At 42.1% G+C, this 26,880-nt stretch carries 24 protein-coding genes and 1 pseudogene; 8 read left to right on the forward strand and 17 right to left on the reverse strand.

The features are described 5' to 3' along the window. On the reverse strand, window positions 1-285 hold a 285-nt coding region (locus GBN19_RS10490), incomplete at its 3' end, for a low molecular weight protein tyrosine phosphatase family protein (RefSeq protein ID WP_151778111.1). Between the two features lie 110 nt (window positions 286-395). On the opposite strand from GBN19_RS10490, the gene GBN19_RS10495 reads away from it, so the two are divergent. Beyond that, window positions 396-995, forward strand: coding sequence for a glutathione S-transferase family protein (locus GBN19_RS10495; RefSeq protein ID WP_151778099.1), 600 nt, complete (start codon window positions 396-398; stop codon window positions 993-995). A 304-nt stretch (window positions 996-1,299) separates the two neighbouring features. Beyond that, complete coding sequence (locus tag GBN19_RS10500) at window positions 1,300-3,672, forward strand: YgiQ family radical SAM protein (protein WP_151778100.1); 2,373 nt, start codon at window positions 1,300-1,302, stop codon at window positions 3,670-3,672. A gap of 63 nt (window positions 3,673-3,735) precedes the next feature. On the opposite strand, the gene GBN19_RS10505 is transcribed toward GBN19_RS10500, so the two are convergent. The 4 genes from GBN19_RS10505 to rplM form a co-directional block, all read right to left on the reverse strand. Next, on the reverse strand, window positions 3,736-4,389 hold the full coding sequence (locus GBN19_RS10505) for a hypothetical protein (protein ID WP_151778101.1): 654 nt from the start codon (window positions 4,387-4,389) through the stop codon (window positions 3,736-3,738). A 19-nt stretch (window positions 4,390-4,408) separates the two neighbouring features. Next, complete coding sequence (locus GBN19_RS10510; RefSeq protein WP_151778102.1) at window positions 4,409-4,834, reverse strand: ClpXP protease specificity-enhancing factor; 426 nt, start codon at window positions 4,832-4,834, stop codon at window positions 4,409-4,411. 148 nt (window positions 4,835-4,982) lie between these two features. Continuing rightward, the gene (gene rpsI / locus GBN19_RS10515) at window positions 4,983-5,369 is read right to left on the reverse strand and encodes a 30S ribosomal protein S9 (protein ID WP_111896195.1); all 387 of its coding nucleotides are present in this window, start codon (window positions 5,367-5,369) and stop codon (window positions 4,983-4,985) included. A 12-nt stretch (window positions 5,370-5,381) separates the two neighbouring features. Continuing rightward, window positions 5,382-5,810 (reverse strand): 50S ribosomal protein L13, encoded by a 429-nt coding sequence (gene rplM, locus GBN19_RS10520; protein WP_111896194.1) that lies wholly within the window; start codon window positions 5,808-5,810, stop codon window positions 5,382-5,384. A gap of 465 nt (window positions 5,811-6,275) precedes the next feature. Here rplM and pdxA point away from each other — a divergent pair, with 465 nt between their 5' ends. The 3 genes from pdxA to GBN19_RS10535 are packed head-to-tail and all read left to right on the forward strand — an operon-like array spanning window position 6,276 to window position 8,918. Then, window positions 6,276-7,247 (forward strand): 4-hydroxythreonine-4-phosphate dehydrogenase PdxA, encoded by a 972-nt coding sequence (gene pdxA / locus GBN19_RS10525; protein ID WP_151778103.1) that lies wholly within the window; start codon window positions 6,276-6,278, stop codon window positions 7,245-7,247. A 19-nt stretch (window positions 7,248-7,266) separates the two neighbouring features. Then, window positions 7,267-8,076, forward strand: coding sequence for a 16S rRNA (adenine(1518)-N(6)/adenine(1519)-N(6))-dimethyltransferase RsmA (gene rsmA / locus GBN19_RS10530; RefSeq protein ID WP_151778104.1), 810 nt, complete (start codon window positions 7,267-7,269; stop codon window positions 8,074-8,076). 2 nt (window positions 8,077-8,078) lie between these two features. Beyond that, the gene (locus GBN19_RS10535) at window positions 8,079-8,918 is read left to right on the forward strand and encodes a symmetrical bis(5'-nucleosyl)-tetraphosphatase (protein WP_151778105.1); all 840 of its coding nucleotides are present in this window, start codon (window positions 8,079-8,081) and stop codon (window positions 8,916-8,918) included. A gap of 53 nt (window positions 8,919-8,971) precedes the next feature. Here GBN19_RS10535 and GBN19_RS10540 read toward each other — a convergent pair whose 3' ends face one another. The 4 genes from GBN19_RS10540 to hflX all read right to left on the reverse strand — a co-directional run bounded on the left by GBN19_RS10540 (window position 8,972) and on the right by hflX (window position 11,983). Further along, on the reverse strand, window positions 8,972-9,412 hold the full coding sequence (locus GBN19_RS10540) for a DUF2147 domain-containing protein (RefSeq protein ID WP_151778106.1): 441 nt from the start codon (window positions 9,410-9,412) through the stop codon (window positions 8,972-8,974). 105 nt (window positions 9,413-9,517) lie between these two features. Then, the gene (locus GBN19_RS10545) at window positions 9,518-10,186 is read right to left on the reverse strand and encodes an LrgB family protein (protein WP_151710331.1); all 669 of its coding nucleotides are present in this window, start codon (window positions 10,184-10,186) and stop codon (window positions 9,518-9,520) included. A gap of 10 nt (window positions 10,187-10,196) precedes the next feature. Continuing rightward, a complete protein-coding gene (locus GBN19_RS10550; protein ID WP_151710330.1) occupies window positions 10,197-10,568 on the reverse strand; it encodes a hypothetical protein in 372 nt (123 codons plus the stop codon). A gap of 83 nt (window positions 10,569-10,651) precedes the next feature. Then, window positions 10,652-11,983: a ribosome rescue GTPase HflX gene (gene hflX, locus GBN19_RS10555; RefSeq protein ID WP_151778112.1), complete on the reverse strand. Its 1,332-nt coding sequence runs from the start codon at window positions 11,981-11,983 to the stop codon at window positions 10,652-10,654. 390 nt (window positions 11,984-12,373) lie between these two features. Here hflX and GBN19_RS10560 point away from each other — a divergent pair, with 390 nt between their 5' ends. Further along, entirely contained in the window at window positions 12,374-13,192 is an 819-nt protein-coding gene (locus GBN19_RS10560) for a lysophospholipid acyltransferase family protein (RefSeq protein ID WP_151710329.1), read from the forward strand. On the opposite strand, the pseudogene GBN19_RS10565 reads toward GBN19_RS10560, so the two are convergent. Then, a pseudogene (locus tag GBN19_RS10565) lies at window positions 13,169-14,722 on the reverse strand (phospholipase D-like domain-containing protein); the annotation flags it as partial. The gene GBN19_RS10560 and the pseudogene GBN19_RS10565 overlap by 24 nt on opposite strands. A gap of 133 nt (window positions 14,723-14,855) precedes the next feature. On the opposite strand from GBN19_RS10565, the gene GBN19_RS10570 reads away from it, so the two are divergent. Then, entirely contained in the window at window positions 14,856-15,866 is a 1,011-nt protein-coding gene (locus GBN19_RS10570; RefSeq protein ID WP_151710327.1) for a metallophosphoesterase, read from the forward strand. Window positions 15,867-15,911: 45 nt separating this feature from the next. Here the strand turns inward: GBN19_RS10570 and polA are convergent, their stop codons facing one another. After that, window positions 15,912-18,683: a DNA polymerase I gene (gene polA, locus GBN19_RS10575; protein WP_151778108.1), complete on the reverse strand. Its 2,772-nt coding sequence runs from the start codon at window positions 18,681-18,683 to the stop codon at window positions 15,912-15,914. A gap of 142 nt (window positions 18,684-18,825) precedes the next feature. On the opposite strand from polA, the gene GBN19_RS10580 reads away from it, so the two are divergent. After that, a complete protein-coding gene (locus GBN19_RS10580; protein ID WP_151778109.1) occupies window positions 18,826-21,396 on the forward strand; it encodes a DUF2339 domain-containing protein in 2,571 nt (856 codons plus the stop codon). On the opposite strand, the gene GBN19_RS10585 is transcribed toward GBN19_RS10580, so the two are convergent. The 6 genes from GBN19_RS10585 to GBN19_RS10610 all read right to left on the reverse strand — a co-directional run bounded on the left by GBN19_RS10585 (window position 21,393) and on the right by GBN19_RS10610 (window position 26,620). Further along, window positions 21,393-22,268 (reverse strand): mechanosensitive ion channel family protein, encoded by an 876-nt coding sequence (locus GBN19_RS10585; RefSeq protein WP_151710324.1) that lies wholly within the window; start codon window positions 22,266-22,268, stop codon window positions 21,393-21,395. The two genes, GBN19_RS10580 and GBN19_RS10585, sit on opposite strands and share 4 nt — an antisense overlap. Before the next feature lie 8 nt (window positions 22,269-22,276). Beyond that, a complete protein-coding gene (locus tag GBN19_RS10590; protein WP_151710323.1) occupies window positions 22,277-23,098 on the reverse strand; it encodes a hypothetical protein in 822 nt (273 codons plus the stop codon). A 108-nt stretch (window positions 23,099-23,206) separates the two neighbouring features. Beyond that, on the reverse strand, window positions 23,207-24,031 hold the full coding sequence (locus tag GBN19_RS10595; protein WP_151710322.1) for a carbon-nitrogen hydrolase family protein: 825 nt from the start codon (window positions 24,029-24,031) through the stop codon (window positions 23,207-23,209). Window positions 24,032-24,064: 33 nt separating this feature from the next. After that, window positions 24,065-24,580, reverse strand: a complete 516-nt coding sequence (gene gigB, locus GBN19_RS10600; RefSeq protein WP_151710321.1) for an anti-anti-sigma factor GigB — start codon at window positions 24,578-24,580, stop codon at window positions 24,065-24,067. Between the two features lie 113 nt (window positions 24,581-24,693). Further along, window positions 24,694-25,662 (reverse strand): RsbU family protein phosphatase GigA, encoded by a 969-nt coding sequence (gene gigA, locus GBN19_RS10605; RefSeq protein ID WP_151710320.1) that lies wholly within the window; start codon window positions 25,660-25,662, stop codon window positions 24,694-24,696. A gap of 70 nt (window positions 25,663-25,732) precedes the next feature. Continuing rightward, complete coding sequence (locus GBN19_RS10610; RefSeq protein WP_151778110.1) at window positions 25,733-26,620, reverse strand: MlaA family lipoprotein; 888 nt, start codon at window positions 26,618-26,620, stop codon at window positions 25,733-25,735. Between the last annotated feature and the right edge of the window lie 260 nt (window positions 26,621-26,880).

The following is a 26,880-nucleotide window of genomic DNA, read 5'->3' on the forward strand; positions in this document are numbered from 1 at the left end:
AATCAAAGCAGGTTGCATATATTCAAAATTATCAGGTATGTCTAATGAGATTATTTTTTTCCCATTAATCACATGCCTAAATTTTTGTTGTATCTTTACTTTGTGCTTTTTTTCCATCGTAAAGATTATATCTGCCCATTGGATAGTTTCTGCATCTATTGGTGTATTGGCTGACTCATGAATTCCAGCAGATGTGCATTCAATATTTTGATACTCAGAAAAAACGGTTTCAGCAGCTGGGCTACGAAGTTTATTCTGAGCACAAACAAATAATATTTTGATCATCATTTATTATCTTTTGAATTTTCATTACTTTATAGAGTAAATATAATGAATAAACAATTTATGATATAAAAATTCATACTTATTTTTAAAATCAATATGGAGAATAACCATTGAAAGTCTACGGAGATCTGCTATCTGGCAATTGCTATAAAGTTAAATTGTTGCTTGAGTTTTTAGGCATTCAACATGAATGGTTGCATATCAATGTGCTAAAAGCTGAAAGTCACACACCTGAATTCTTGCAGATGAATCCAAATGGAAAGATTCCTGTTTTAGTACTCGATGATGAGCGAATTTTGACAGAATCCAATGCAATTTTGGGTTATTTAGCTGAGGAAACTGAATTCGTTCCAACAGATCGCTATGCCAAAGCCAAAATGTACGAATGGATGTTCTTTGAACAATATAGCCATGAGCCATTTATTGCAGTTGCCCGTTTTATCAATAAATACTTGGGCTTACCTGAAGCTCGTATTGAGGAATATCATGCTTTGCAGTCAAAAGGGCATAAAGCCTTGGCGATTATGGAGCAGGCATTGGGGCAACATGATTATTTAGTAGGAAATGAACTCTCATTGGCAGATATTTCTCTTTATGCTTATACCCATGTGGCCGATGAAGGTGGTTTCGATCTAAGTCTTTACCCAAATATTCAAGCATGGTGTCAGCGCATTCAAAATTATCCTGCTTATCGGGGAATGGCTGCATAAAAAGTCATTTAACCTTAGTTTGCCATATCGTTTTGAAGCAGATAAAGTCATTTAACCTTAGTTTGCCATATCGTTTTGAAGCAGATATGGCAAAGCAATTTATAGAGATCATCATTTATCTTTAAAAATCAGTTTTACAAATTTGATGAGGATTTAGTTTTGTTTAAACTTTAAACAATTTAAATTTTATCTCATTGTTTTTCCAACGCTTAAATCTAAGAAAACTGAATGGAATTCATGGTAAAATACTCGGCTTTCATCTTTGATGACATTCCCATCTCCAGCCAGCCGAGAATTGCCAGCTATGTCTACTGCCTACACCATGCAGACTGCGCCAAAAGCGTTGTTTGACTATGATAAACATTGGGCTTCATGCTTTGAACCAGCCCCATTTTTGCCAATGTCTCGGCAAGAAATGGATGCATTGGGCTGGGATGCCTGTGATTTTATTTTGGTCTGTGGTGATGCATATATTGATCATCCTTCATTTTGTTCGGGTGTGATTGGGCGAGTTTTGGAAGCGCAAGGCTTTCGTGTTGGCATTATTTCTCAGCCAGATTGGACCAACGTAGAAAGTTTTCGTGTGCTAGGTAAACCCACAATTGCTTGGGGTGTGACCGCGGGCAATATGGATTCGATGATTAACCGTTATACGGCAGATCGTAAAATCCGTTCGGATGATGCTTATTCTCCTGATAATCTGCCAAACAAACGTCCTGACCGTGCTGCGACTGTCTATAGTCAGCGTTGTCGTGAAGCTTTCCCTGATGTTCCTGTACTTTTAGGTGGTATTGAAGGCAGCTTGCGTCGTATTGCACATTATGATTATTGGTCAGATAAAGTCCGTCGTTCGATTTTGATGGATTCGAAAGCGGATATGCTAATGTATGGTAATGGCGAACGTGCCATTATTGATGTGATGCATCGTCTGGCAAAAGGTGAAAAAATTCATCAGATTACTGATGTTCGTGGTACCGCATTTATTATCAATAAACTCAACAAGCCGTCAAAAGCCAAGTTTGTTGAGATTGCCAGTAACGATGTTGATACCATTGGACGTGTTGATCCGATTATCAACCCGTATGTAATGACTGAAGATATTGATGGCTGTGAAGTTGAAAAAGAAAAAGGTAACTCTTTAGCACAGTACCAAAATTTCCAAAAAGAATTGGTTGCAAATCCAGTTGTGCGTGAAGGCGATAAGCTAGATGAGCATACACAAGTGGTGCAGTTGCAAGTTGCTTCCAAAGCGATCAAACATAAACTGCCACCACGCGAATTGGCGGTGATTCGTTTACCTTCTTTTGAACAAGTGGCGAATGACCGTGTGCTATATGCACATGCCAACCGTATTTTGCATTTGGAAACTAATCCAGGGAATGCACGTGCGTTAGTACAACGTCATGGTGAACGTGATGTGTGGATTAACCCACCACCGATTCCATTGACCACTGAAGAAATGGATTACGTGTTTGACTTGCCTTATGCACGTTTGCCACATCCTGTGTATGGCAATGCACGTTTCCCGGCCTTTGACATGATTAAATTCTCAGTGAATATCATGCGGGGTTGTTTTGGTGGCTGTACGTTCTGTTCGATTACTGAACATGAAGGGCGAATTATTCAAAACCGTTCGGAAGAGTCGATTCTTCGAGAAATTGAAAAGATTCGTGATACTGCACCACAATTTACAGGGATTATTTCGGACTTGGGTGGCCCAACAGCCAACATGTACCGTTTGCACTGTAAAGACCCTGAGATTGAGAAAAACTGCCGTAAACCATCTTGTGTGTATCCGGGTGTTTGTCAAAACTTGCATACCGATCATGCTCCGCTGGTACAGTTGTATCGTAAAGCCCGTGAAATTAAAGGCATTAAGAAAATTCTGATTGGTTCAGGTCTCCGCTATGACTTGGCAGTATTGAACCCTGAATATGTTAAAGAATTGGTACAGCATCACGTTGGTGGTTATCTGAAGATTGCGCCTGAGCATACCGAGCAAGGGCCATTGTCGAAGATGATGAAACCAGGCATTGGCACTTATGATCGTTTCAAACAAATGTTTGACCGTTTCAGTAAGGAAGTGGGTAAAGAACAGTACCTGATTCCATACTTTATTGCAGCGCATCCGGGAACGACCGATTATGACATGATGCATTTGGCAATCTGGTTGAAAAAGAATGGTTTCCGTGCCGATCAGGTACAGACCTTCTATCCATCGCCGATGGCAACCGCAACCACCATGTATTATTCAGCAAAAAACCCGTTGGCGAAAGTCGCGCGTTATACTGAAGATGTTGACATTGTGAAAGGTGAGAAACGTCGTCGCTTGCATAAAGCATTCTTGCGTTATCATGATCCAAATAACTGGCCGTTGTTACGCGAAGCGTTAAAAGAAATGGGACGTGCCGACCTGATTGGGAACTCGAAGCAGCACTTGATTCCAACTTTCCAGCCGAAAGCGGCAGATGGTGAATATAAAGCAGCACGTAAGAAAAATTCGAGTGTGGCAGGGGATTCACAAAAACGTACTGGTGAAAATACAGCACGTCAAAATTCACAGCGTCAACAACCGAAAAAAGGACAGATTTTGACGCAGCACACAGGTTTACCACCGCGTGAAACAGGTGATCGCAAGCGTCCTTTTAATAAGTCGAAATCCAAAAATCGTGCTTAAGTTTTAAAAATCTGGAAAAATAAAAAAGCCAAGTTAATCTTGGCTTTTTTATGTCAGGATGATTTATCCAACAAGATGCTGATAAGCACAGTATAAATAACCCAGTACGATTAGACCGACAACAGGTTCTAAAATTTTTGCCCATGTTGGTACTTGAGCAATAATAGGTTCAGCAACTTGATGATCATCGTGGTGGTCAGTATGAGAAACCATGTGATTAAACTCCTTGATAGTTTCGTCTAATGATACCTGTTTTGTCTCGGCAGGTTTAGAGCCAATCAGTCGAATCAAGGTATTTGTTGCCCAAACCCAATCTGCTGCTTGTCCTGCCAAATAGGGCGGTTGACCTAGAAGGAGTTCATTGATGCCTGTTTGTCCTAAGTGCCCTGTGCAATCAAGCTGATGTAGTTCGGTCAGTTGTAATGATAAAATTTCTGTAAGAGCTTGTTCAAATTCAGTTTTATTCAAACTCGATTTATTCTGTGATGATGTTGTCATCAAACGGGCAATTTGTTGAATATACAATAAGTCTTGTTGTTGTATTTCTAAATAAACATGATTGGCATGATGTTGCCATTCAGCAATCAGTTTGCCTAAAGCGAGTGCATTAAGCTCTAAAAGTAGACTTTGGCGTTCTTCTACAGGATAGTGAGCGAGAAGCTGAGGCTTTTGAATTCTCGTTTGCTCAGCAAAATAATGAAATAAATCAAAAGCCATACACTCCTCCTTAATGAGGTTAGTCGACGATTCTTAAACTTGGTTTTTTCTTTGGTGCTTCTGTTTCTGATATTTCAGCAATTTCTTCGGTTGTTACTGGACTTATATTCTCATATTCGCTTGGATCAAAAAAGAGTCCTTGACCATTTTCACGTGCATAAATGCCAATAACTGAAGCGAATGGTACATAAATATTTTGTGCAACACCACCAAAACGTGCAGAGAAGCTGATGGCATCATTATTCATAACCAACTGATGCACAGCATGCGGCACGATGTTCAGGACAATTTGACCATCTTTGACAAACTGAACAGGTACACTAGTATGTGGCTGAGTGGCATCCACCAAGAGATAGGGGGTTAGCTGATTGTCACAAATCCATTCATAGATCGCACGGGCTAAATAGGGGCGTGTAGGGGGTAAGTTGATTTCTTGATCAGACATAACAAAGCTCTAAAATATTTCTCGGCATACAAATTACTATACCGATTTTTGTTGTATCGTGTCATGGTTTTGACACAGTTTGTACATTATCGTAGACATAAAAAAACCTCGGTAAAACCGAGGCTTTTTGTCCAATTCGGAAAACGAATTAACGTTTAGAGAATTGAGGACGTTTACGCGCTTTACGTAAACCAAGTTTCTTACGTTCAACTTCACGAGCATCACGAGTAACGAAACCAGCTTGACGAAGAGTCGGTTTTAAAGTTTCGTCAGCAGCGATTAATGCACGAGTAATACCGTGACGGATCGCGCCAGCTTGACCACCGATACCACCACCAGCAACAGTGATGTAAAGGTCATATTTTTCAGTAGCTTCTAAAAGCTCTAAAGGTTGACGAACAACCATACGAGCAGTTTCACGACCGAAATATTGCTCTAAAGTACGGTTGTTAATAACGAGTTTACCAGTACCAGCTGACAAGAAAACACGTGCAGTTGCGGTCTTACGGCGACCTGTACCATAATTAGTAGCCATGTGCTTTATCCCTTAGATGTCCAAAACTTGTGGCTGTTGAGCCGCGTGTGGATGCTCGCTACCAGCGTACACTTTCATTTTCTTGATCATTGCATAACCAAGAGGACCTTTTGGCAACATGCCTTTAACAGCACGTTCAAAGATTTCTTCAGGTTTGTGAGCAACTAATTTTTCGAAATTAGTTTCTTTCAAACCGCCTGGGAATTCAGTGTGGCGATAGTATTTTTTGTCAAGTGCTTTGTTACCAGTCACTTGAACTTGTTCAGCGTTGATAACAACGATGTAATCACCAGTGTCAACGTGAGGAGTATAAGAAGTCTTATGCTTACCGCGTAAACGACGAGCGATTTCAGTCGCAAGACGACCTAAAGTTTTGCCAGAAGCGTCAACAACGAACCAGTCGTGTTGTACTTCAGCAGGCTTAGCGCTGAGAGTTTTCATTAACTACATACCTATTATAGTTGGTTTGGACGATAAATTTGCCCAAACAAAAGGAGCCGAAATTCTACCTGAATTTGCGTAGAATCACAATGAAAAATTAAATTTCAAGCGCTATATTATAGGCGTTCAAAATGCACAAATAAACGGAAAAATTTGAAAAATCGGATTAAATTTTCGGGGTCAATCGGCTTCTTTCCTCATTGCTTATACCTTCTTTATTTTTTTCCCATAGGGAGAAAGAAAAAGGACTGATGTGATAAATATAATAAAAATATAAAAATCAATAATATAAATAAAATTAAATCGAGCTGTCTAAGTGATATGAATAAAAAATATTGACTGTGCTTTCGCGAATAAATGACATGATTTTTCTGAGATAAAGGGATACGTGAGAATGGTATCTGCTCAGGATTGTCTCTAGGTTTTACTTTATAATGAGACAAAATCGACACAGAGATGTTTAACATGCTTCCTTTATATGTCACCAGTGGTGAACCTGCAGGCATTGGGCCAGATATCTGTTTGAGTTTGGCGGATCGAGTGGATGAACGCCCGATCGTGGTACTTGCGGATATTCAAATGTTGCAAGCACGTGCCGATATTTTGCAGAAAACTGTTGAACTGATTGAATATAAAGGACAAGTTGAATCATCTCAGCAAGGGCAATTGTATGTAGAGCATGTGCCTTTAAATGCTGATGTGGTTTTGGGCGAGTTGAACCCTCAAAATTCAGCCTATGTCTTAGAACAATTGCGTCGTTCGGCTGAGTATGCTATGCAGGCTAAAAGTGTGGGTGTGGCAACTGCCCCTGTGCAAAAATCAGTGATTAATGATGCAGGCATTCATTTTAGTGGGCATACTGAATATTATCAGGAGTTTGCTGGTGTAGAACGTGTGGTGATGATGCTTGCCACCAAAACTTTACGTGTTGCTTTGGCCACCACGCATTTACCGCTTCGTGAAGTTGCCGACGCGATTACAGTGATTCGCTTGCAACAAGTGATTGATATTTTATTGCATGATTTAAAAACTAAATTTCAGATTGAACAACCGCGTATTTTGGTGTGTGGTTTGAACCCACATGCAGGTGAGGGCGGTTACTTGGGTCATGAAGAAATTGAAGTCATTAACCCTGTTTTAGAACAATATCGTGCACGTGGAGAACAGCTCAGTCTGTGTTTGCCTGCCGATACCTTGTTTACCCCTGAACATTTGCAACATGCCGATGCTGTACTTGCCATGTACCATGATCAGGGCTTACCTGTGTTAAAATCTCAAGGATTTGGTGAAGCGATCAATATTACGTTAGGTCTGCCGTTTATTCGGACGTCAGTTGATCACGGCACGGCACTTTCTTTGGCAGGAACTGGACAAGCCAAAAGTTCCAGTTTACATGTTGCCGTTGATTTAGCCTTGACCCTCGCTCACTCGTTATAATCTTTCTTGGAAATTGTCTATGTATCAAATTAATGCCCTAAACCCAAAAGACGAAGGGCATCAGGCGCGGAAACGCTTCGGGCAGAACTTTTTGCATGATCAGCGTGTGATTGCCAAAATTGTACGTTCTGTTAATCCACGTGCAGGCGACAATATTGTTGAAATTGGCCCTGGTTTGGCGGCATTAACATCGCCTTTGATTGGTGAATGCGATGCCTTGACTGTGGTTGAGCTAGACCGTGATTTGGCAGCAGGATTACCTGCGCGCGTGCCACATCCTGAGCGTTTAACGATTGTAGAAGCTGATGCACTAAAATTTGATTTTACGCAGCTTTTTCAAGAAGGTCGTCCACTACGTATTGTTGGAAACTTGCCTTATAACATTTCGACACCGTTATTGTTCCATCTCTTGGAGTTTGGTGGCAAAGTCAAAGACATGCACTTTATGCTGCAAAAAGAAGTGGTCGATCGCATCACGGCTGAGCCGAATACCAAAGAGTATGGGCGCTTGTCAGTGATGATCCAGTATTTTTGTCAGCCGACATTCTTGTTTGAAGTGCCACCAGGTTCATTCAATCCACCACCAAAAGTCACCAGTGCCGTGTTCCGTCTTGTGCCATACAATGAAAAACCGATTGTGGCGAAAAATGAACAAGCCTTGGCGCGTTTGGTCGCTCACGTCTTTACTCAGCGCCGTAAAACTTTACGTAATAGCTTAAAAGGTATGTTAGGTGAAGATGGTTTTGAGCAAGCAGGGGTTGACCCGATGGCACGTCCTGAAACGTTGACTTTGGCGCAGTTTGTGGCGTTATCGGATCAGATGGTGTAACGATGGCTCGCTATAATTATGTCATTGGTGATCTGCAAGGTTGCTTTGAAGCACTGAAACAGCTTCTGAAAAAAATCCAGTTCGATCCAGATCAGGACTTTATTTGGTTTGCAGGGGATTTGGTGGCACGTGGAGAAAACTCTCTGGGTGCGCTGCGTTTTGTCAAAAAACTGGTGGAGCGTGGTAGTGCGGCAACGGTGTTGGGCAATCATGACCTGAATCTGTTGGCATGTGCGCGTAACGTCAAAAAAATCAAAGCCAAAGATCAGACTCAAGACATTATTGATGCGATTGATAGTGATGAGTTGATTGACTGGTTACGCCGTCAGCCACTGTGCCTGTTCCCGAATGATAAAACCATTTTGACCCATGCAGGCGTGCCTTGTATTTGGTCAGCAGAGCAAACGGCTGAATTGGCAAAAGAAGTTGAAGCCGTGATTGCCCATGATGATTTCACTGTCGTGGATGCGTTTTTAACCCAAATGTATGGGGCAACCCCTGATTTATGGGAAGATGATTTGCAAGGGCAGGATCGTCTACGCACCATTACCAACTATTTGACCCGCATGCGTTTGACCAATGCTGAAGGGCGTCTTGAGTTTTCTTTTAAAGAATCACTGGATGACCCCATGCCTAAAGGTTTTCTGCCGTGGTTCAAGTTTGACGGTTTGACGACACGAACACATCAAATTGTTTTTGGGCATTGGGCGGCATTAGAAGGTCGAGCTATTAATCCTCAGATTCAGAATGTGGATGGTGGTTGTGTTTGGGGTGGAAAACTGATGGCATTTCGCCTTGAAGATCAGACCTTATTTTCAGTTGAGAATCCAGTCTTCAGCTAAAGATGCAAAGCGGTCATTGTCAGATGATCGCTTTGATTTTTATGTTTAAATATTTATTTTTCTCGAATCCACACTTGTGTGCGCCCAAGCGTTGAAATTCCTAAATAGCCACGTAATTGTAATAAGCGTCCATTCGACAGTAAGCGTCCTTTCACGCTGTAAATTTTACCTGTAAGTGGATCAAGAATTTTACCATTGCCATAACTATTATCACTGAGCAGTTTTAAGTCATGAATAATATCGAGTCCTAAAATGGGCTTATTACGATAGGGTTCAGGACAGTCAATACAGGTTTCTTGTGGAACATAACCTGGGCGTGGAGTAATTTTTACAATTTTCCCCGTGTAACTGCCATCTTTTTCCTGACGAATCTGAATAAATGCTTTAGGTGATCCAGTTTTATCATCAATTTGTTTCCAAGTTCCGCTAATGTCCGCAGCGAAGCTTAGACCACTATAAACTGAGAAAGCTAAAATAAGCGGTAATTTCCACATGCTCAACGCTCCTCTGTAATTTCCATATTAAATGAGCAAAAATTATTCTAAAAGAGAAATAAAGCAATAACAATCATACTCACTCCATAAATGGGAACTCATCAGTTAATGTAACAAATGGATTACAATTGGCAGCCAAATTGCGGTAAACACTCCATTTACGGCCATACCAAAAGCAGCATAACGACCCGCAACAGGCCCACGTTGCCATGCTTGTACTGTGCCAATCGCATGGGCTGCAAGTCCTAAAGCCAGTCCAGAAGCACGTTCATCGTGAATATGACGTAAGATGAGCCCTGAGAAGCTTGCGCCAATTAAACCAGACAAAATCACAATTAAAATCACTAAACCAATCGGTGAACCGAGTAAAGTGGCAATATTAATGGCAATCGGTGTCGTCACTGCACGAGTGGCAAATGCCAAAATTGTGGGCTGGGCCATATGTAATATGTAGGCAAGGCTCATGGGTAGGGCAACCGCACTGACACTAGCAAAGGCCAAAATACCTGTTAAAGATTTGAGCGGTAAATCATCGTAGCGCATAGTAGCCAATGGTATTGCGAGTGCAACTGTCACATAACCGAGTAGACGCCCAAAAACATCATGTGTGCCTTGCATGTATTGTGCATAAGGTAAGCCCACAACAGCCAAAAGCCCTACCACGCAAAACATACCAATCACTAAAACAGGAACGCGTGGTACATAGCGATTGATCAATTTGGCAATTAGATAGGCGACCAAGGTGATTGCAAAGCTAAACAGTAAAATATTCATGAATTGCTCCTTATAGCCAGCGTTTGGCCATTTTGGCGTAAACCCAAAGCGGAATCAGGGTACTGACCACCAAGACCATAAGAAAGAGTGGAATTTCTTTGCCCATATGTGCAAGGGTAATCAGTGAGCCAGCACAGACGGGTAAAAAGGCGAAAGCACTTTCTCGCATGATTTTGTTGTTGCTGTCGATCAGGCGTAGTGAAATCGGGCGAAACTTGCGCCACAGCCCCAAAGCCACTAAAAGGCTGAGTAAACCGACTAAATTGCCTAGTTCTGGAAAATGAAGTTGCGTCATGATCCATAAGGCAACTTCACGAAAAATAATAATTAAGGCAATGTTGGCAATCCATGCTTGCCAGTCGATGCTTTTTATTCCATTCATTTTTTAATCTTCGTGGTTTTGGGGTGATCGAAATATCATTCACCCCTTGGCTAGAAAGTGTTACTTTTCCAGTTTTAACCGATCTAAGATTTAATTTCAAACTCTTCCAAAGGCACTTTGAACTGACTTGCACGCTCACCCAAAATTTCATCGATGGGTAAATGCAGCTTTTGAATCAGCTCTTCAAGTTTGTGTGGCGCAATCACAACATCAATCAGCAGGTTGCCATGATCATCATAATGTTCAGATTGAATGACATTGAGTGCGTAAAGTTGCGTGCGTAATTTGCCATAAGCAGGTTTTAATGTGAGCTGGAAGTTTTGAATTTGCCCCATTAAAGATTCTTGAACGGCTTGGCGTAACAGCGTTAAGCCTTGCTGGCTATGGGCTGAGACATAAACCCGTTCTGGTTGATGCGGTTTGGCGTAGATGATTTTGGCTTCGTCACCACTTAAATCAATTTTGTTATAGACTCGAAGTACAGGCACATCTGCGCCGATTTCTTTCAGTACAGATTCAACCGCATCAATCTGTTCGAGCATGTCTGGACTGCTTGCATCAATCACATGTAACAGCAGTGTTGCTTCTAAAGTTTCTTCGAGTGTCGCCTTAAAGGATTCGACTAAAGAATGAGGTAAATCTCGAACGAAACCGACCGTATCGGCAAGTACCAGTGCGCCAATACCATCCCAATTTAAACGCCGTAAGGTTGGGTCGAGTGTGGCAAACAGTTGGTCTGCTGCGTAGACTTCACTTTCGGAAAGAATATTGAACAGCGTCGATTTTCCAGCATTGGTATAGCCGACCAAAGAAACGGTTGGGATCGCAGCTTTTTGGCGAGCAGCACGACCTTGACTACGAGTTTGGCGGACTTTTTCAAGTTTGTCTTTGAGTTGTCCCATGCGAATTCGGAGTAAGCGACGGTCGGTTTCAAGCTGTGATTCACCTGGCCCACGCAAGCCGATACCGCCTTTTTGTCGTTCCAAGTGCGTCCAGCCACGAACTAACCTTGAAGACAAATGTTCAAGCTGAGCCAGTTCAACCTGTAATTTACCTTCATGGGTACGGGCACGCTGAGCAAAGATATCTAAAATTAAGCCTGTGCGGTCAATCACTCGACATTTTAAAATTCTTTCCAAGTTACGTTCTTGGGCAGGTGAGAGTGAGTGATCGAAAATCACCAGTTCCGCTTCGAGTTCAGCCACCAAAGCGGCAATTTCTTCGGCTTTACCTGAACCAACAAATAGCTTTGGGTCGGGTTTAATGCGTTGTGCAGTAAGATGGCTCAAGATTTCAGCGCCTGCGGATTTTGCAAGTAATCGAAATTCTTCGTCATCAAGATTATTTAGCATGTTGACCGAAACACTAACCAATATGGCACGTTCGCCGCCTTGATGTCGCTCAAAATATTCCACTAAAACCCAACTCAGCAATCAAAAAAATCTATTGTAGAGAAAACTTGTCAGCTAGGCGAGTCTGAAATCTACATGTGAAGAAAAATGAAAAATTTGTTCAGTAAAATCAATAATCCAGCGTAGAGAATGCTACAGCCCAAAATCCATCTGAGTGGCTGTAATAGGGCTTTATATTGGCTTTTTATATCTTGAAGATTCAGCATGTGGTTCATGGTACTCTCCTGTTGAGCGACATGATGAGTAGTATAAAAAAGAATGATTATTAAATAAAATTGAAAATTATTATCATTACTTTCAGTTATTCAGATCAAGTTTGCAACTTTTTTACAGAATAATTGCTGCGCTCATCTATAATGCTGCTATAGCTTTCAGCATGATTTATACATATTTATGACGCAACAAGATTTAACAACAGCGGTAAAAAAGAAAGGCTTATCTCGTTTTATTCATTTGGGTAAAAAATTAGGCAATGGGGTGATGGCTGTTGGTCAAGGTTTTTATGTGGTGTATCGCCATCAACTCTATAAACAGCCGAATAACCCAGAAAATACACGCTATGTTCAATGGTTTTGTCGGCGTTTATGTGATGTATTTAATATCGAAGTTCGTATAGAAGGTGAACCTGCGGGGCATGAACCTGCACTTTGGGTCAGTAATCATATTTCATGGTTAGATATTCCTGCTCTAGGTTCAGGTGCACGCGTCTTCTTTTTGGCAAAAGCTGAAATTGAACAATGGCCAATTGTTGGAAAATTGGCGAAAGGCGGGGGAACTTTATTTATTAAACGGGGTTCAGGGGATTCCTTACGGATTCGTCAACAAATTGCAGATTTTTTAAAACAGAATATCCCCGTGTTATTTTTTCCTGAAGCTACGACATCGGATGGTCAAGAAGTTAAACGGATTCATGGTCGATTACTTGGGGCAGCCATTGAGGCACAGCAGCCTGTACAGATCGCACTGTTGTGTTATGTCAATCAGCACGGTGAACTTGATCAGATTGCGCCGTATATTGGTGAAATGTCGTTTAGTGAACACGTCATGCATGTCCTTGAGATGCCTCGTGTCACTGCACATTTACGCTTTTTACCGCGTATTGATGTGACAGGACATACCTTAGATAGTTTGACGCATGAAGTGCAGCAGAAAATGCGAACAGGTTTACAAGAGTTACATCAACAAGTTTTACATCATACCCTCGATGGGTAGCCATGAAATGAGCTTCAAGCCAATTTTTTGCCACCATTTCATATTTGGTTCATGTGGATACACTTTATGGAAATTGCTGGTTTGACGTGTCCACTGAATTTTTTGTTCGGGTGTCAGTGACAATTCATAGCTGTAGGCATCAATATTTTGATCAAGGGTGTCATGGATGGCTTTGGCTAGGTTTGGACTGTCAAGCACTACGCCAATTTCAGTGTTGAGTTTTGCAGAACGTGGGTCAAGGTTAAATGAGCCAATAAATACCTGCTGTTGATCAAGTTCCATCAGTTTGGCATGTAGACTAGAGCGGCTAAGTCCTTTTAGACTAATTTTAGCTTTTTTGGAAATTTCTTCAGTTTGTGGGTTTAAACTCAGTCCTGACAATGCAGGTAAGAACTCATACAGTTTGACATTGTTTTTGAGTAGATCATCACGGTATTTGCTATAAAAAGCATGAACTAGCCAAACATCATTGGCTTTAAATGAGTTGGTGAGTACCCGAACCTGAACGCCATTTTGTGCCATGCTACTGAGCGCTTGAGTCCCTGATTTTTCAGGCACAAAATAAGCAGAAATAATATCGACATTGTGTTGGGGTGAAATCAGCTCTTTTTTAAGCTGCGTTTTCAGATAGTCATCCCCTTGTGCCTGATCACGGATTTTATCGGGAGAGTCTTTGACGACTGTGGCTTTGACCCAATCAAAGCGGATTTGATGGTGTAACCATTCATCAAATACATCGGTACGTTTGGCTAAACCAAGGTAATTTTGTACCGTAGCCTTCTGATAATGTGCTGTGAGCTGCTGTTTTAGATTGTCATAACGCAATTGATGCTTTTGTGGATTGACAATTTGTCGTACAGGATAGGCATAGGCATCATTCCAATACGCATCAAATGAACTGGAAATGTCTTGTACAGCCTGCCCCACTAACATCACATCAATATCAGAAAACTGATAATTATCACTGACATTAAAATATTGGTCACTCATGTTACGCCCGCCAATTAAGGCGATTTGATTATCTACAATAAAGCTTTTATTGTGCATACGACGGTTAATGCGCTTTAAATCGAGTAGCATATCCATGGCTCGAAATTGGCGAAAACCGTAAGGGTTATACAGCTTGACCTGAATATTTTGATGTTGATCTAAAGCGAGAAAAGCACCTTCCATACCTTTGGCGTTGTTATCATCAATCAATAAGCGAACTTTGACACCACGGTCTGCGGCCTGAATAATGTCATAAAGTGCCAGTGCACCAATCTTGTCGTTGTCCCAGATATAATATTGTAAATCCAGTGTTTTTTGTGCTTTGTTAATCAGGTTGAGTCGTGTCGAAATCGCTTCGAGTGGATCATAGAGAATATGATAACCTGTTAAGCCTGCGTTCGCCTGTTGTAATGGCTGAATCATTTGCGCCAAACTGGTTCGAGAGGTATCAATATCGTGGGCATAACGAGGTGTTTGCGGCTGTGGAGTGGGTAAGGTGCTGCACGCCGTCATCGTCAATGTCAGACAAACAGCCACTGCCAAGTGCATCGGACTCAGCGTAGAATTGGGGAATGATAAGTGGCTCATGTTGGCTATAAAATCTCACGAAAAACCTGTAGATCAATAATTGTCCTTGCTGTCATGCTTGTTTCATATTGATCTGAGAAAAACTATGTGGAATTCTAATTCAATTATTTCGATCTTCTATATCATTTTCTTTACCGTTGCAGTATGGGCAACGTTACATGCTTGGCGCAGTCAGTCGAAAACTGAAACGATTCATCCTTTTAAAGCATTTGTCCATTTGTGGGTATTTTATGCTTGCTATCTACTCTTTCCGTTGTGGGTTTTTAGTATTTATGCAGGCATGATCGGCTATTATTCCACACAGCAAAGTATTTTTGTGGTTATTTTAACCAGTATTTTAATTTATGCACGTTTTATTGAGCCTAATCTGGTGCGGGTGAAAACGACACAATACCAAATGAATGACCCACATAGTTTTCATCATCCATTTAAAATTGCCTTAATTGCCGATTTACATGTCGGATTATTCTCAGGAAATGAACGTCAGCTCAAAATCATTGTTGAAAAGATCAATCAGCAGCAGCCTGATATTGTGGTGGTTGCAGGTGACTGGACCTATGAACCTGAAGATACGCTGGCCGATGAGTTGAGCATTCTCAAGCAGATTCAAGCACCTGTTTATTCGGTTTTAGGTAATCATGATGAGCAATATCCCGGCCCACCGATTCGGAATTTATTACAGAAGGCGTTAAAAGCCAATAATGTGATTGATATTGAGGGGCAAGTGGTGGAATTTGATGAATTTCGCCTGATTGGCGTTGGGGATCTGTGGGCGGGTAAAACCGATATGCGTACTATGCCCGATTTACCACAAGACAAACCGTGGGTGATTTTGTCACATAATCCCGATACGGTGGATATGGTGCCAGAACTGCCGAGCCGCCCTTTGATGTTGTCGGGACATACCCATGGTGGGCAGATCGAATTGCCTTGGGTGACCAGCTATATTATGAAACATGTGTCGATTTCAGGGCATAAACATGGGCTGTATCAACATGAACATGCCGATGTTTATGTGACGGTGGGTACGGGAATGGTCGGTGTACCATTTCGGTTTCGTGTACCACCTACCGTAGATATGATTGAATTGATTTAAAAAAAGCGCTCGGGATGAGCGCTTTTTTATGGGGCGAGTGGATGATTAATGAGCCTCATCCCAGTTATGCCCTTGACCAACTTCAACCAGAAGTGGTACAGAGAGAGAAAGAACGGATTGCATCACGTCTTGAATTTGTGGCGCAAGTTCAGCGGCGTAGTCTTGATCGACTTCAAGCACCAATTCATCGTGGACTTGTAGCAGTAACTTGGCATGTTGTGCTGGCAGCATTTTTTGTACCGCAATCATCGCCAACTTAATGATGTCGGCAGCACTACCTTGCAGTGGCGCATTAATCGCAGCACGTTCCGCAGCCTGTTTCACCATTTTGTTGCTGGCCAAAATATCAGGCGTATACAGGCGACGTCCTAAAATGGTTTCTACAAAGCCTTGCTCACGTGCAATCTGACGGGTGCGTTCCATATAGTCCAACACCCCTGGGTAACGTTGGAAGTAACGTGCAATATAGCTGCGTGATTCTTCACGGCTAAAGCCAAGTTGACGGGTTAAACCAAACTCAGACATGCCATACAGCAGTCCGAAGTTCACCGCTTTGGCTTGACGACGCTGGTCACCTGTGACTTGATCCAGTGGAATGCCGAGGACTTCCGAAGCCGTGCGACGATGCACATCTTGCCCTTGTTGGAAGGCATGTAGCAGCGCTTCATCCTGAGAAAAATGCGCCATCAGACGCAGTTCAATTTGCGAGTAATCGGCTGCCAGTAACACGCGTCCTTCAGGGGCAACAAAGGCTTTACGAATCTGACGACCAATTTCCCCACGCACAGGAATATTTTGCAGATTCGGATCAGAAGAAGACAGACGACCTGTCGCTGTCAATGCCTGATGATAACTGGTATGGACACGCATTGAGTTTGGATTGGCCTGTTCTACCAAACGATCGGTATAGGTACTTTTCAGTTTTGCTAAACCGCGATGTTCCAAGATGACTTCTGCAATCGGATGTTCAACTTTTTCCAGAACGCTTTCACTGGTGCTGTACTGTCCAGTGGCGGTTTTTTTGCCACCTTTAATCGCCAGTTTATCAAACAGAATCTCACCGACCTGTTTTGGTGAAGCAATATTAAAACTTTCGCCTGCCATGCTTTCGGCTTTCTGTTCGAGTTCATGCATGGTGCTGGCAAATTCAGTGCTGAGCTGTTTTAAAAACTCAGGATCAAGCTGAATACCATTTTCTTCCATTTGTGTTAACACTTCAGCCACAGGCATTTCAATGTTATGCAGAATATTGACCAGCTCAGGAAAAGCAGAAAGTTTTTCAGACAGCACTTCGTATAACCGATAAGTCACATGAGCATCTTCTGCGGCATAGTGTGCGGCTGTTTCGAGTTCAATCTGGTTAAAAGTTTTCTGTTTTGCACCTTTACCCGCAATTTGTTCAAAGGTGGTGGTCAGGTGGCTTAAGTACAAACGTGCGACATCATCCATACCATGACGGGTTGCTGAAGCATTCAGGACATAAGACGCGAGCATGCTGTCAAAGAACCAGCCTTGCAGATGAATGCCATGATTGGCAAAAATATGCGCATCATATTTCAGGTGATGCCCGATTTTTTCAATCGCAGGATTTTCGAGAATGGGCTTGAGCTGAGCCAAAATCTGTTCGCGATTGAGTTGTTGTGGTGCACCTTCATAGTCATGGGTAAAGGGCACATAGTAGGCATCATGGGCATCGAAGGCGACCGAGAAGCCAACCATTTGCGCCGTACGATAATCGAGACTGGTGGTTTCGGTATCAATTGCAAAGCGCTTCGCGGTTTCAAAGCGCTGCCAAAGCTGTTGCCATGCTGCATCAGTCAGGATGGTGTGATAACGTGCTTGACCAAGTTGATCATCTTGGCTGCTGCTATGCGATTCATCTTCGGTTTTTACGGATGCCGTTACGGTATTTTCAGCAGTAACAGATGCAGCAGATTGACTATTTTTATAGCTTGGATTGTCTGGATTATTTGGATGATCGAGCGACTGCAACTGATTACGGAATTCAAGTTCGGTATATAAGCGACGTAGTTCATCCACATTTGGATTGCTGAGTTTAAGTTCATGCCAATCGAGGTTTAATTCTAGATTGCAAACAATGCTCGCCAGTTGGTGATCGACCTTAATGCTTTCGGCACTTTCTTGTAAGCTTTTACCGACTTTGCCTTTAATGTTGGCTGCATTCGCCATGATGTTATCGAGGGTTTGATATTCGGTGAGCAATTTGGCTGCGGTTTTAGCACCGACACCTGCCACACCCATAATGCCATCGGAAGCATCGCCCATCAGCGTCAGATAATCCACAATCTGATTTGGCCACACGCCAAATTTTTCAAATACGCCGTCAACATCCAACACGCGTTCTTTAAAACTGTCTTCAAGTTTGACTTTGTCATTAACCAACTGCGCCATGTCCTTGTCGCCCGTTGAAATCAGGACATGATGACCTTCAGCCACAGCACGTTTTGCCAGTGTTCCAATAATGTCGTCGGCTTCTGCACCGGGTAGCATGTGCAAAGGAATTCCCAAAGAACGAATCAAGGCATGTAAATAAGGAATTTGCTGCGCCAATTCGTCAGGCATACTTGGACGATCACCTTTATAAATTGGTGATAATTTATGGCGGAAGGTTGGTTCAGGCGTATCGAAAATGACCGCCATATGTGTTGGTTGAGTCCGACGAATCAGTTTCTGAATGGCAGAAATTGCGCCACGTACAGCGTTGGTGTGGAGTCCTGTCGAAGTGGTGAGTGGTGGTACCGCATGGTAGGCACGAAATAAAAAATAAGACCCATCAACCAAAACAAATGGTGGCATTACACAATTTCCTGAATTTAATCTGCTGACTATTTTACGTGAATTTTAAATTTGATGCAGACGTAGATCAGTGAAGCGCTGTTTTATATTGTTCCGCTGATCGGTTAACATCAACAAAACGACTGCGCCGATTGGGAAATCTATGTTGCAGAAAAATACAGCCTTCATCATCAGCCTGATTTTTATTTTGATTATGGCAGTGGTGGGAATGAAGTGGGCATTTCAATTCGAACAATGGATGTATTTACTCTTATTGGTCGCTTTCGCTATTTTACTGGTGTGGATTTTTCGACTCGACCATAAAGTGGGTCAGCTTGAACAGCGTTTATTGCATCTTGAAAAACAGCAGGGTTCACCATCTTCTGTATCTTCACCACCACCGTTCAGTCCTCCACCGATTCCTGCCCAATCCAATCCGCAAGCTGAAATCTTGGACACTCAGCCAGCAATGCGCATTCCTCAACCTGTTGAGCCACATTGGCAGCATATGCTGGATTGGCTGGTCAAGGGTAATCCTATTTTGAAAGTTGCGGTTGCCTTGTTGTTGATCGGTGTGGTGTTGTTGCTGCGTTTTGCCAGTGAATATTGGCAAGTCAGTTTGGGAGGGCGTTTATTGGCGATTGGTGCGGTTGGCGTGGTGACGACTATTGCAGGATACTGGCTAGGCAATCGTAATTTGCGCTTTGCTGTCGCTGTACAGGGTGTCGGTTTGGCGGTGATTTTCCTCACCCTGATTTTTGCATATCACTTCTTGCTGATGAATAGCCTGATGATTGCCAGTGCAGTACTTGCGGTATTGCTGCTGAGTACCACATGGCTCAGCCTCAAACAAAAAGAAATTTCGTTGGCGATTTTGGCATTGGGGATGGCGTATCTTGCGCCGTTACTCATTCCGCAGTATCGCCCAGATCCCGTGTTCTTGTGGGAATACTATCTGGTGGTGAATTTAGCGGTGGCTGCGATTAATTTTGTGCAGTCGTGGAAGTTGCTCAATCATTTGGCTTTCTTTGCCACCATCGGTTTGGCGGGTGGAAGCGTCTTGATGCATGACATTGACAGTCAGCGCTATTATCTTGATCTTTTATTGTGGCTGCATTTGGCATTATTTATTTGGCTGAGCATTCGTTATAGCCAGTTAATGCTGCGTCAACCCCGTTCACGTTATGCATCGATTTTAGATGTCGGTCTGATTTTTAGTGTACCTGTACTGGGTTTTTCCTTGCATGCTCACATTATGCATCAATCGACCCAAGCCTTAACTTTGGCTTCTGCGGGTCTGGCTGCGGTGTATCTCGGGTTAACGCTCTGGATTCGTAAGCAACAAACAGAACTGTCCTTGCTCGGCAAAAGTTTCATGCTTTTGGCGACTGCATTTTTTGCACTGATTTTCCCACTGGCGAAAGGTGCACACTGGACGAGTCTCGGTTGGGTGATTCAAGGCACAGCACTGATTGTTTGGGGGGTAACAGAACGTTATCGCTTTAGCCGAATAATTGGGGAAATTTTACTGTTCTTGAGTGCCTGCGCATTATTTTATCAAATCTGGGCAGATGACTATTTCCCAACCCTGAGTGCTTGTATTTATACACTGGTTCAGGCGGTTGCGGTTTATTTCTTGTTGTTAGACACTAAAAATCAACCTGAGCGCCGTATTGCAGCCATTCCTCCGATGACTTTTTTCCTTGCTTTTGCCTTGTACAGTGGTGGTCGGGCAGTCGTTGAAATTTTTCATTGGCAAACTTATGGGCTATTGGCGCAGTTGGCGGTTGCATCCATTTTGTATGTGGCTTTTTATCTGGTTGTGACCCTAAAACAGGCTGTTGAATGGACAGCAGAAAAAATACTGGTGAGTGGGCTCACCCTGTGTGGATTGAGTATTGCATTGGCTCAGCAGCATATTTTTCAGGGTTTACAGCATTGGGAAAATACAGGGTTAATGCTGTTCTTTGCGATCAGTGCAATCTTACATAGCGAAGTGCTGTATTGGGAACATCATCAGGAAAATAGCAATCGCTTGCTGAGCTTGTTGTTGTGGCTGAGTTTGGCGATGACGGGCTTGATCTTTTGGGTACAAGCGCCGTTATTGGCATGGGGTGCATTCCCAACGGTTTGGCTGTGGGCTGTGATTATTCAAAAAAATGAAACATGGGGAACACATCCAGAACTTTGGTTTTGTAGCTTGCTCTGGTTACTTTGCGTGAATCTCGATACGCAAGCCATTCAAGCCTATTACTATTTTCCGTTGCTGAATCCAATTGATATTTTAAGTATCGCCATGCTGTGTGGCTTACTGTGGTTACAGCAAAATAGTCGATCTTCACGTCCTTGGCATCAGGCTCTAAAAGTCAGTTTGTTCTTTATGCTGCTTTGGGTGCTGAGTAGCGTCATGGTTCGCGGCTTACATGATGTTTTAAATACGCCGTTATGGAGCTGGGAAATCTGGCATAGCGGTGCAGTTCAGTTGAGTCTGACACTGCTGTGGACACTTCTTGCTTGTATCGGAATGACGATTGCTAGTCGTAAAGCCGTGCGCGAAATTTGGTATATCGGTGCTTGTATTCTGGCCATTGTGGTCTTTAAGCTAGCGCTTTTGGATTTATCACAAAGTGCGACCTTAACGCGGGTAGTTTCCTTTATCGGGGCAGGGATGATGATGCTGATTATTGCTTATCTGGCACCATTACCTCCTGCTCAGAAAGTAGCTAAGGATTAAGGTTGAATGGTTGGCGTAGATGGATCTGCGCCCACAAAACCAATTTTAGGAACAGGAATTTCAATATTATTTTTGATAAATGCATCACGAATACGTTCTTGCATTTCATCTTTGACGTCTAAATAGTTTTCTTGCTGACACCAAATGGCAAACAACAATTCAATTGAAGATTCACCAAATGCGGTCACGGTCATGGCAGGCTTTGGATTTTCCAAGACTAAAACATGATGTTTGGCGGTGGTGAGTAATACTTCACGGACTTTGGCCAAATTTTCATGGAAACTCACAGCAAGCGTGATCGGAATCCGCCGAATCGGATATTTGGATAGGTTATAAACAGGCGTTTTAATCAGTTGTTCATTGGGAAGGCGAATATAAATATTGTCTAAGGTCAGTAGTTTTACTGAAAGCAGATCAATCGAAATCACTTCTCCTTCAATCACTTGACCACGTAGTAAGGTGAGCTGAATGGTGTCTCCAACTTCAAATGAACCTTCGCCAATCAAAAATAAACCGCTGATCAGGTTGGTCGCAGAAGTCTGTGAGGCAAAACCCAAAGCCACTGTTAAAATGCCTGCTGCACCCAAAAATACACTGACTTTAAAGCCTGCTTCCCGTAAACCTGCGATCACGAAAAATAGAAAAATGGTATAGAAAATACCACGCCGCCAAACCATACGTTGATGTGCATTAAAGTTGGTACCAACAGTACGAATAAAAGTATTAGATACCAAGCGTGCCAGTGCAAAGCCGATCAAGCACAAAAAAGCAGCCACAATAATGTCAGTAATACGTTCGACATTAATATGAATATTGGTAAAAACACCCTTAAAACTGGAAATTAGGTCTTGAGGAATTTGTGATTTTTCCATTCATCATCCTAGAAAAATGAGTCAAACATATTAAATAACGCACCACCTGGTGATCGAGGGGCATGTACATAAGTCACTTCACCTGCTTTGGGCGGGGTGCGATTTTCGATTCGGACACGGGGCGTTCGTTCAGAAGATTCATGAATCACTTTAATATGCGAAGTCCATAATCGACCTGTACTTTCACTATAAAATAACGGTAAAGCAGGGACGGGAACATTCATGCGATCAAAACGTAACAGTTCATGGCTGCTATTATGAAAGATAATCGGGGTGACTGCTCGAAAGGCACGTGGTTTGAGTTGTTCAAGCTCAGTTCGACCATCGACTGCGGTGGCATAACACAGCTCACCTGAAAGCTTGTCTGGGCCAAACCATGTATCTTTTGGGCGACTCACGGGAATATCAAAAAGCGGCTCGCGTTGCCCTTCTGCAAAACCTGTAATCCAAAGTGGGGTACTAATATAGAGTAATCCGCGTTGCCCTGCAGGAATATACATCGGATCGACAGGGCGAATTACCACAGAGCGATCTGCAAGGCGAGGAAGTAATTGGAAAGTATTGCCCATTTTACGAAACATATAGCGTTCAACATGCACAGGTTTTGGAAAAGCAAAATCAGGTTCTAAAATTTCTTTCCATTGTTGTTCATAGTCAAATTGAATAGCAGGGCGGTGATACTCCATACGCCATTCTTGAGCGCCACGTGTTAGGCGGAACAGCAATGACCCAAATTGCCATGTGCGACTCTGATGAAGTTCAAAGTGATATTCACCCCACCATCGAATATGCTTTTCCCAATGATCATCGATATGATTGATATCAAGCACAGTGCTTCCTTAGATGCATTTTTAAGTCACTTTAAACGCTTCAGTGTCAGGCGTACAGAGGGAAATACGACAATCAATACGATGATTGTATTAAATAAAAACAGAAAATTAAAATTGGACTAATCGGCGATGTTGCATGAGAGGCATTGCCTCACGAATCTGTTGCTGTTCGTTTAAGTCAAATTCAACTGTAATTAAAGCAGCACCGTCGCCTTCGACCAAAGCAAGGAGTTGACCACGACTATTGGTTGCCCCTGAATGTCCCCATGTTTGACGTTTCTCACCATGCCAACCTTGTTGTGCAGCACCTAATACAGCACATTGACTGTCCATCGCTCGTGCTTGTAACAGCAATTGCCAGTGCATTTGTCCTGTTGTATAGGTAAATGCGGCAGGCGCAGTTAAAATATGCGCTCCACGTTGTCGTAAAGTTAAGGCCAATTCAGGAAAACGTAAGTCATAACAAACCATTAACCCAATATTGCCAAAAGGCGTTTGGGCAATCACAACATCATCACCAGGTTCAAAAAATTGAGATTCTTGATAACCGCCTACGCCATCAGCCACTTGCACATCAAACAAATGAATTTTGTCATAACGTGCTTCAGTTCCTTCAGGGCTAATACATAGGCTTGAGGTGCGAACACGACCATCGGGTACAATTGAGCCATCGGGACGAAAAGGGCAAGGTAATGTACCTGCGACAATCCAAATTTGATATTGATGTGCTAATTGTTCTAGGCGTTGCTGGATCGCTTCAAACTGTGCGGCAGTTTCACGCTGTTTCCCCGCGGCAAAACAAATAAAATTTTCAGGAAAAGTAATTAGAGAAGCACCTTGTGCTTTACTCTGCTGGATTAATTGCTCAACTTGTTTGAAGTTATCTTCAATATTATTTTGAGAATTCATTTGAGCAACAGAGAGTAAAGTCATGGCAAGCGTTCCTTTGCTATCATCAATCAAGTTTTAGTGTGGGTGAGCAACTTGCTCTTGAAATTGATCTTGTTCTTTTTCGAGTTGTTTAACCAAAGGTTCAAAAATATTTTGGTTATTATCATTGAGTTCCATCAAGGTGCGGTGAGCATCTAGAACGGTATTCAACATGGCAGATTGGGTCACGTTATCATCAATCAGCGCACGCGTGCAGACATTATTGTCACCACAATTGAGCATTATAAAGACTTGACCTAAGCCCATACTATTGGCAAGCGTTGTAATGTCGGGATTGGTCGATAACATCACTGCTTGGATTTTATGGGCTTGTTTAAGTTTAAGACCTAACTTTGCCAAAATGCCAAGAACGGTACTATCGATAAATGTGGTTTGAGTTAAATCGACAACTGCACCTTTAACGTTGCTTTGTTGTTCAATCTTACCCAAAAGTTTGTCTAAACTGATACAAGATTGTGCGCGAACTTCTCCAATAATTTTGAAAAAATGCGTGCCATCCAAACTTGCATATTCAACATGACCTGTTGACATATATATGCCATTTTTTGAGAAGGATTAGAAAATTATCACATAGGGGGGGGATAGACTCAAGTAGTTGATCTGCGAAAATTGATTACAAAAAACTACGATATCGATTTTTTTTGCTACTTCATTCGACAGAGACTTAAGATCGCAATATCATCGGCAACGTGTGCAGGTGCTTCAAATGTATGATTTTGCAGGTGATCGACAAGTTTTTGAAATTGCTCATTTAAACCGCCATCAAATGGCTCTAGAGCGCCATCCGAACAGACAATGAAACGCGCCTGTTTGCTTAAAATACATTCAAATTCTTCAACTTCTAGGTCTTCAGTTAGACCTAAGGGGAAGCTACTGGTGTTTAAAATTTTTGCAGGCTGATTCGGTTCAAATAAAATTGCAGGCGGGTAATGTCCTGCGCTTGACCAGCGGAGATGATGATTCTCAAAGTTTAAAATGCCTGTGATCATGGTAATGTGTTTTTCAATATTTTCTTGAACTAACATTCCATTCAGTTTTTTAATTAATTCACGAGGAGTTTTTGAGCGACCATGAAATGCAGCCATCCAAGAGGTCAGTAAACTGCTGGTAACGCCGTGTCCAGATACATCAGCAAGGTAAAACATGATTTCTTTATCACTGATTTTCCAGTAATCGTACCAATCTCCCGATAAATATGCGGAAGGCTTAAAAAAAGACTCAATTTTATAATTAGGAAGTTCAAGTGGTGTGGGTAAAAGTTTTTTTTGTAAAATTGCTGCGGATGGTAGATCACGACTATCTTGATTACGTTTATATTGAGCATCGATCTTGGCTAAGGCATCTACGGGTTTTTCGGGTAATTGATACCAAATCCAACCTGCTAAAGCGCCTGTCTGCCATGCTTGTGCTAAATCTGTTCCTTCATCTTCAAACGCAAGCACAATCGTTGGTAATGCCCATTGATACTGCAAAAAGTCTTTAACGTCTGCTATGGCAATAATGCTTTGATCGTAAAGGGAGATGTCCTCTATATGAATCATTTGCAGGCTCGGTAAAGCATTTAGCACACGGTCTAAATGCGGTATTTTTCGAGTAGGTTGAATGAAATACATAAATAAGAGAACGGTCCTTTTACATCAATCATGAATTCAAAATATAACAAATACTGCCGATAGCAAATACTTATTTATTGTCGGTATTAGAATCAGATGTTGAGCTATTGTCTACACCAGAATCATCTTCATCAACAAAAGAAACATCATCATTTGAGTCACCTTTTTTCTCTGCAATGACAAAGCGCTTACGTTGTAAGTACGCATCGCGAATTGTAGCGTAACGATCTCCTTGTAAAGCACGATCAACATCAAGTAGAGAACTACGCATATCAATTGCATATACCGCCCAGTCGCCCCAATATAAACCTTGATAATCATCTAGAATATATTTTTGTGGACTCGCTTGACTATCGACTAAGAAACCAAAACCATCTCGTAATGTGCTTGGTCCCACAAAAGGAACCATTAAGTAAGGGCCAGAGCGAACCCCATAATAGCCAAGTGTTGTTCCAAAACTTTCATCCTCACCATCTAGCCCCAATCTGCTTGCAGGATCTGCGAGACCTAAGGTCGTAATACTATTAATAACAAAACGCCCTACTGTTTTTAGAGCGCGTTTAGGTTTCCATTGGATGACCTGATTGGTTGCATTCCATGGTTCAGCTAAATTTCCACGAAAATCTCGATAAGAGCCACGGACTTCAGCAGGAATCTTCGCTTGATATTGCACAGCAATTGGGCGGAGTGCATGACGATCTATATAGTCATTAAATACAAAAATTTTACGGTTGACCGATTGGAATGGATCTTTAATTTCATCAGGCTGTGCGGCATTGGCATCTACTTTTAAATCTTGGATTGTTTTTCCAGAAAAAGCTTTAAATTTGTCAATACGTGAATGTTTATTTGCAGATTCAGCTTGAGCGTCATTAATCGTTGTTGGTTCATTGGCTAAAATTGAACTACTAATTCCAAGCGTAACTAAAGTAGCGCACAAGACAGAAAACTGACGCATAAGCATTTCCGAAAAATAATAGATAATTTAATTTTAACTATTATATAGCACGAATAAAATTGAAATGTGATGATGACCATGTGAAAAAAATAGATTAAATGCTAAAAAATGCCGAATAAATCAACAAATGTAGCCTAAAAACCTTTAAATAGGATAAAGTTTAATCGGTTGTAAGAAAAAAGTGGTTTAGGGGGTTGCGTTAGATTAGTTATGGTCTATAATGCGTATCCATCGGCGGTGATGCAGATAAAAACTTGTTG

The organism is Acinetobacter brisouii, assembly GCF_008993995.1.
GTDB lineage: Bacteria > Pseudomonadota > Gammaproteobacteria > Pseudomonadales > Moraxellaceae > Acinetobacter > Acinetobacter brisouii_A.

Excerpts from the sequence above, each read along its gene's own strand:
- GBN19_RS10500 (WP_151778100.1), top strand. The coding sequence starts at position 1,300 with ATGTCTACTGCCTACACCATGCAGACTGCGCCAAAAGCGTTGTTTGAC.
- GBN19_RS10505 (WP_151778101.1), bottom strand. The coding sequence starts at position 4,389 with ATGGCTTTTGATTTATTTCATTATTTTGCTGAGCAAACGAGAATTCAA.
- GBN19_RS10510 (WP_151778102.1), bottom strand. The coding sequence starts at position 4,834 with ATGTCTGATCAAGAAATCAACTTACCCCCTACACGCCCCTATTTAGCC.
- rpsI (WP_111896195.1), bottom strand. The coding sequence starts at position 5,369 with ATGGCTACTAATTATGGTACAGGTCGCCGTAAGACCGCAACTGCACGT.
- rplM (WP_111896194.1), bottom strand. The coding sequence starts at position 5,810 with ATGAAAACTCTCAGCGCTAAGCCTGCTGAAGTACAACACGACTGGTTC.
- pdxA (WP_151778103.1), top strand. The coding sequence starts at position 6,276 with ATGCTTCCTTTATATGTCACCAGTGGTGAACCTGCAGGCATTGGGCCA.
- rsmA (WP_151778104.1), top strand. The coding sequence starts at position 7,267 with ATGTATCAAATTAATGCCCTAAACCCAAAAGACGAAGGGCATCAGGCG.
- GBN19_RS10535 (WP_151778105.1), top strand. The coding sequence starts at position 8,079 with ATGGCTCGCTATAATTATGTCATTGGTGATCTGCAAGGTTGCTTTGAA.
- GBN19_RS10540 (WP_151778106.1), bottom strand. The coding sequence starts at position 9,412 with ATGTGGAAATTACCGCTTATTTTAGCTTTCTCAGTTTATAGTGGTCTA.
- GBN19_RS10545 (WP_151710331.1), bottom strand. The coding sequence starts at position 10,186 with ATGAATATTTTACTGTTTAGCTTTGCAATCACCTTGGTCGCCTATCTA.
- GBN19_RS10550 (WP_151710330.1), bottom strand. The coding sequence starts at position 10,568 with ATGAATGGAATAAAAAGCATCGACTGGCAAGCATGGATTGCCAACATT.
- GBN19_RS10560 (WP_151710329.1), top strand. The coding sequence starts at position 12,374 with ATGACGCAACAAGATTTAACAACAGCGGTAAAAAAGAAAGGCTTATCT.
- GBN19_RS10570 (WP_151710327.1), top strand. The coding sequence starts at position 14,856 with ATGTGGAATTCTAATTCAATTATTTCGATCTTCTATATCATTTTCTTT.
- polA (WP_151778108.1), bottom strand. The coding sequence starts at position 18,683 with ATGCCACCATTTGTTTTGGTTGATGGGTCTTATTTTTTATTTCGTGCC.
- GBN19_RS10580 (WP_151778109.1), top strand. The coding sequence starts at position 18,826 with ATGTTGCAGAAAAATACAGCCTTCATCATCAGCCTGATTTTTATTTTG.
- GBN19_RS10585 (WP_151710324.1), bottom strand. The coding sequence starts at position 22,268 with ATGGAAAAATCACAAATTCCTCAAGACCTAATTTCCAGTTTTAAGGGT.
- GBN19_RS10595 (WP_151710322.1), bottom strand. The coding sequence starts at position 24,031 with ATGACTTTACTCTCTGTTGCTCAAATGAATTCTCAAAATAATATTGAA.
- gigB (WP_151710321.1), bottom strand. The coding sequence starts at position 24,580 with ATGTCAACAGGTCATGTTGAATATGCAAGTTTGGATGGCACGCATTTT.
- gigA (WP_151710320.1), bottom strand. The coding sequence starts at position 25,662 with ATGTATTTCATTCAACCTACTCGAAAAATACCGCATTTAGACCGTGTG.
- GBN19_RS10610 (WP_151778110.1), bottom strand. The coding sequence starts at position 26,620 with ATGCGTCAGTTTTCTGTCTTGTGCGCTACTTTAGTTACGCTTGGAATT.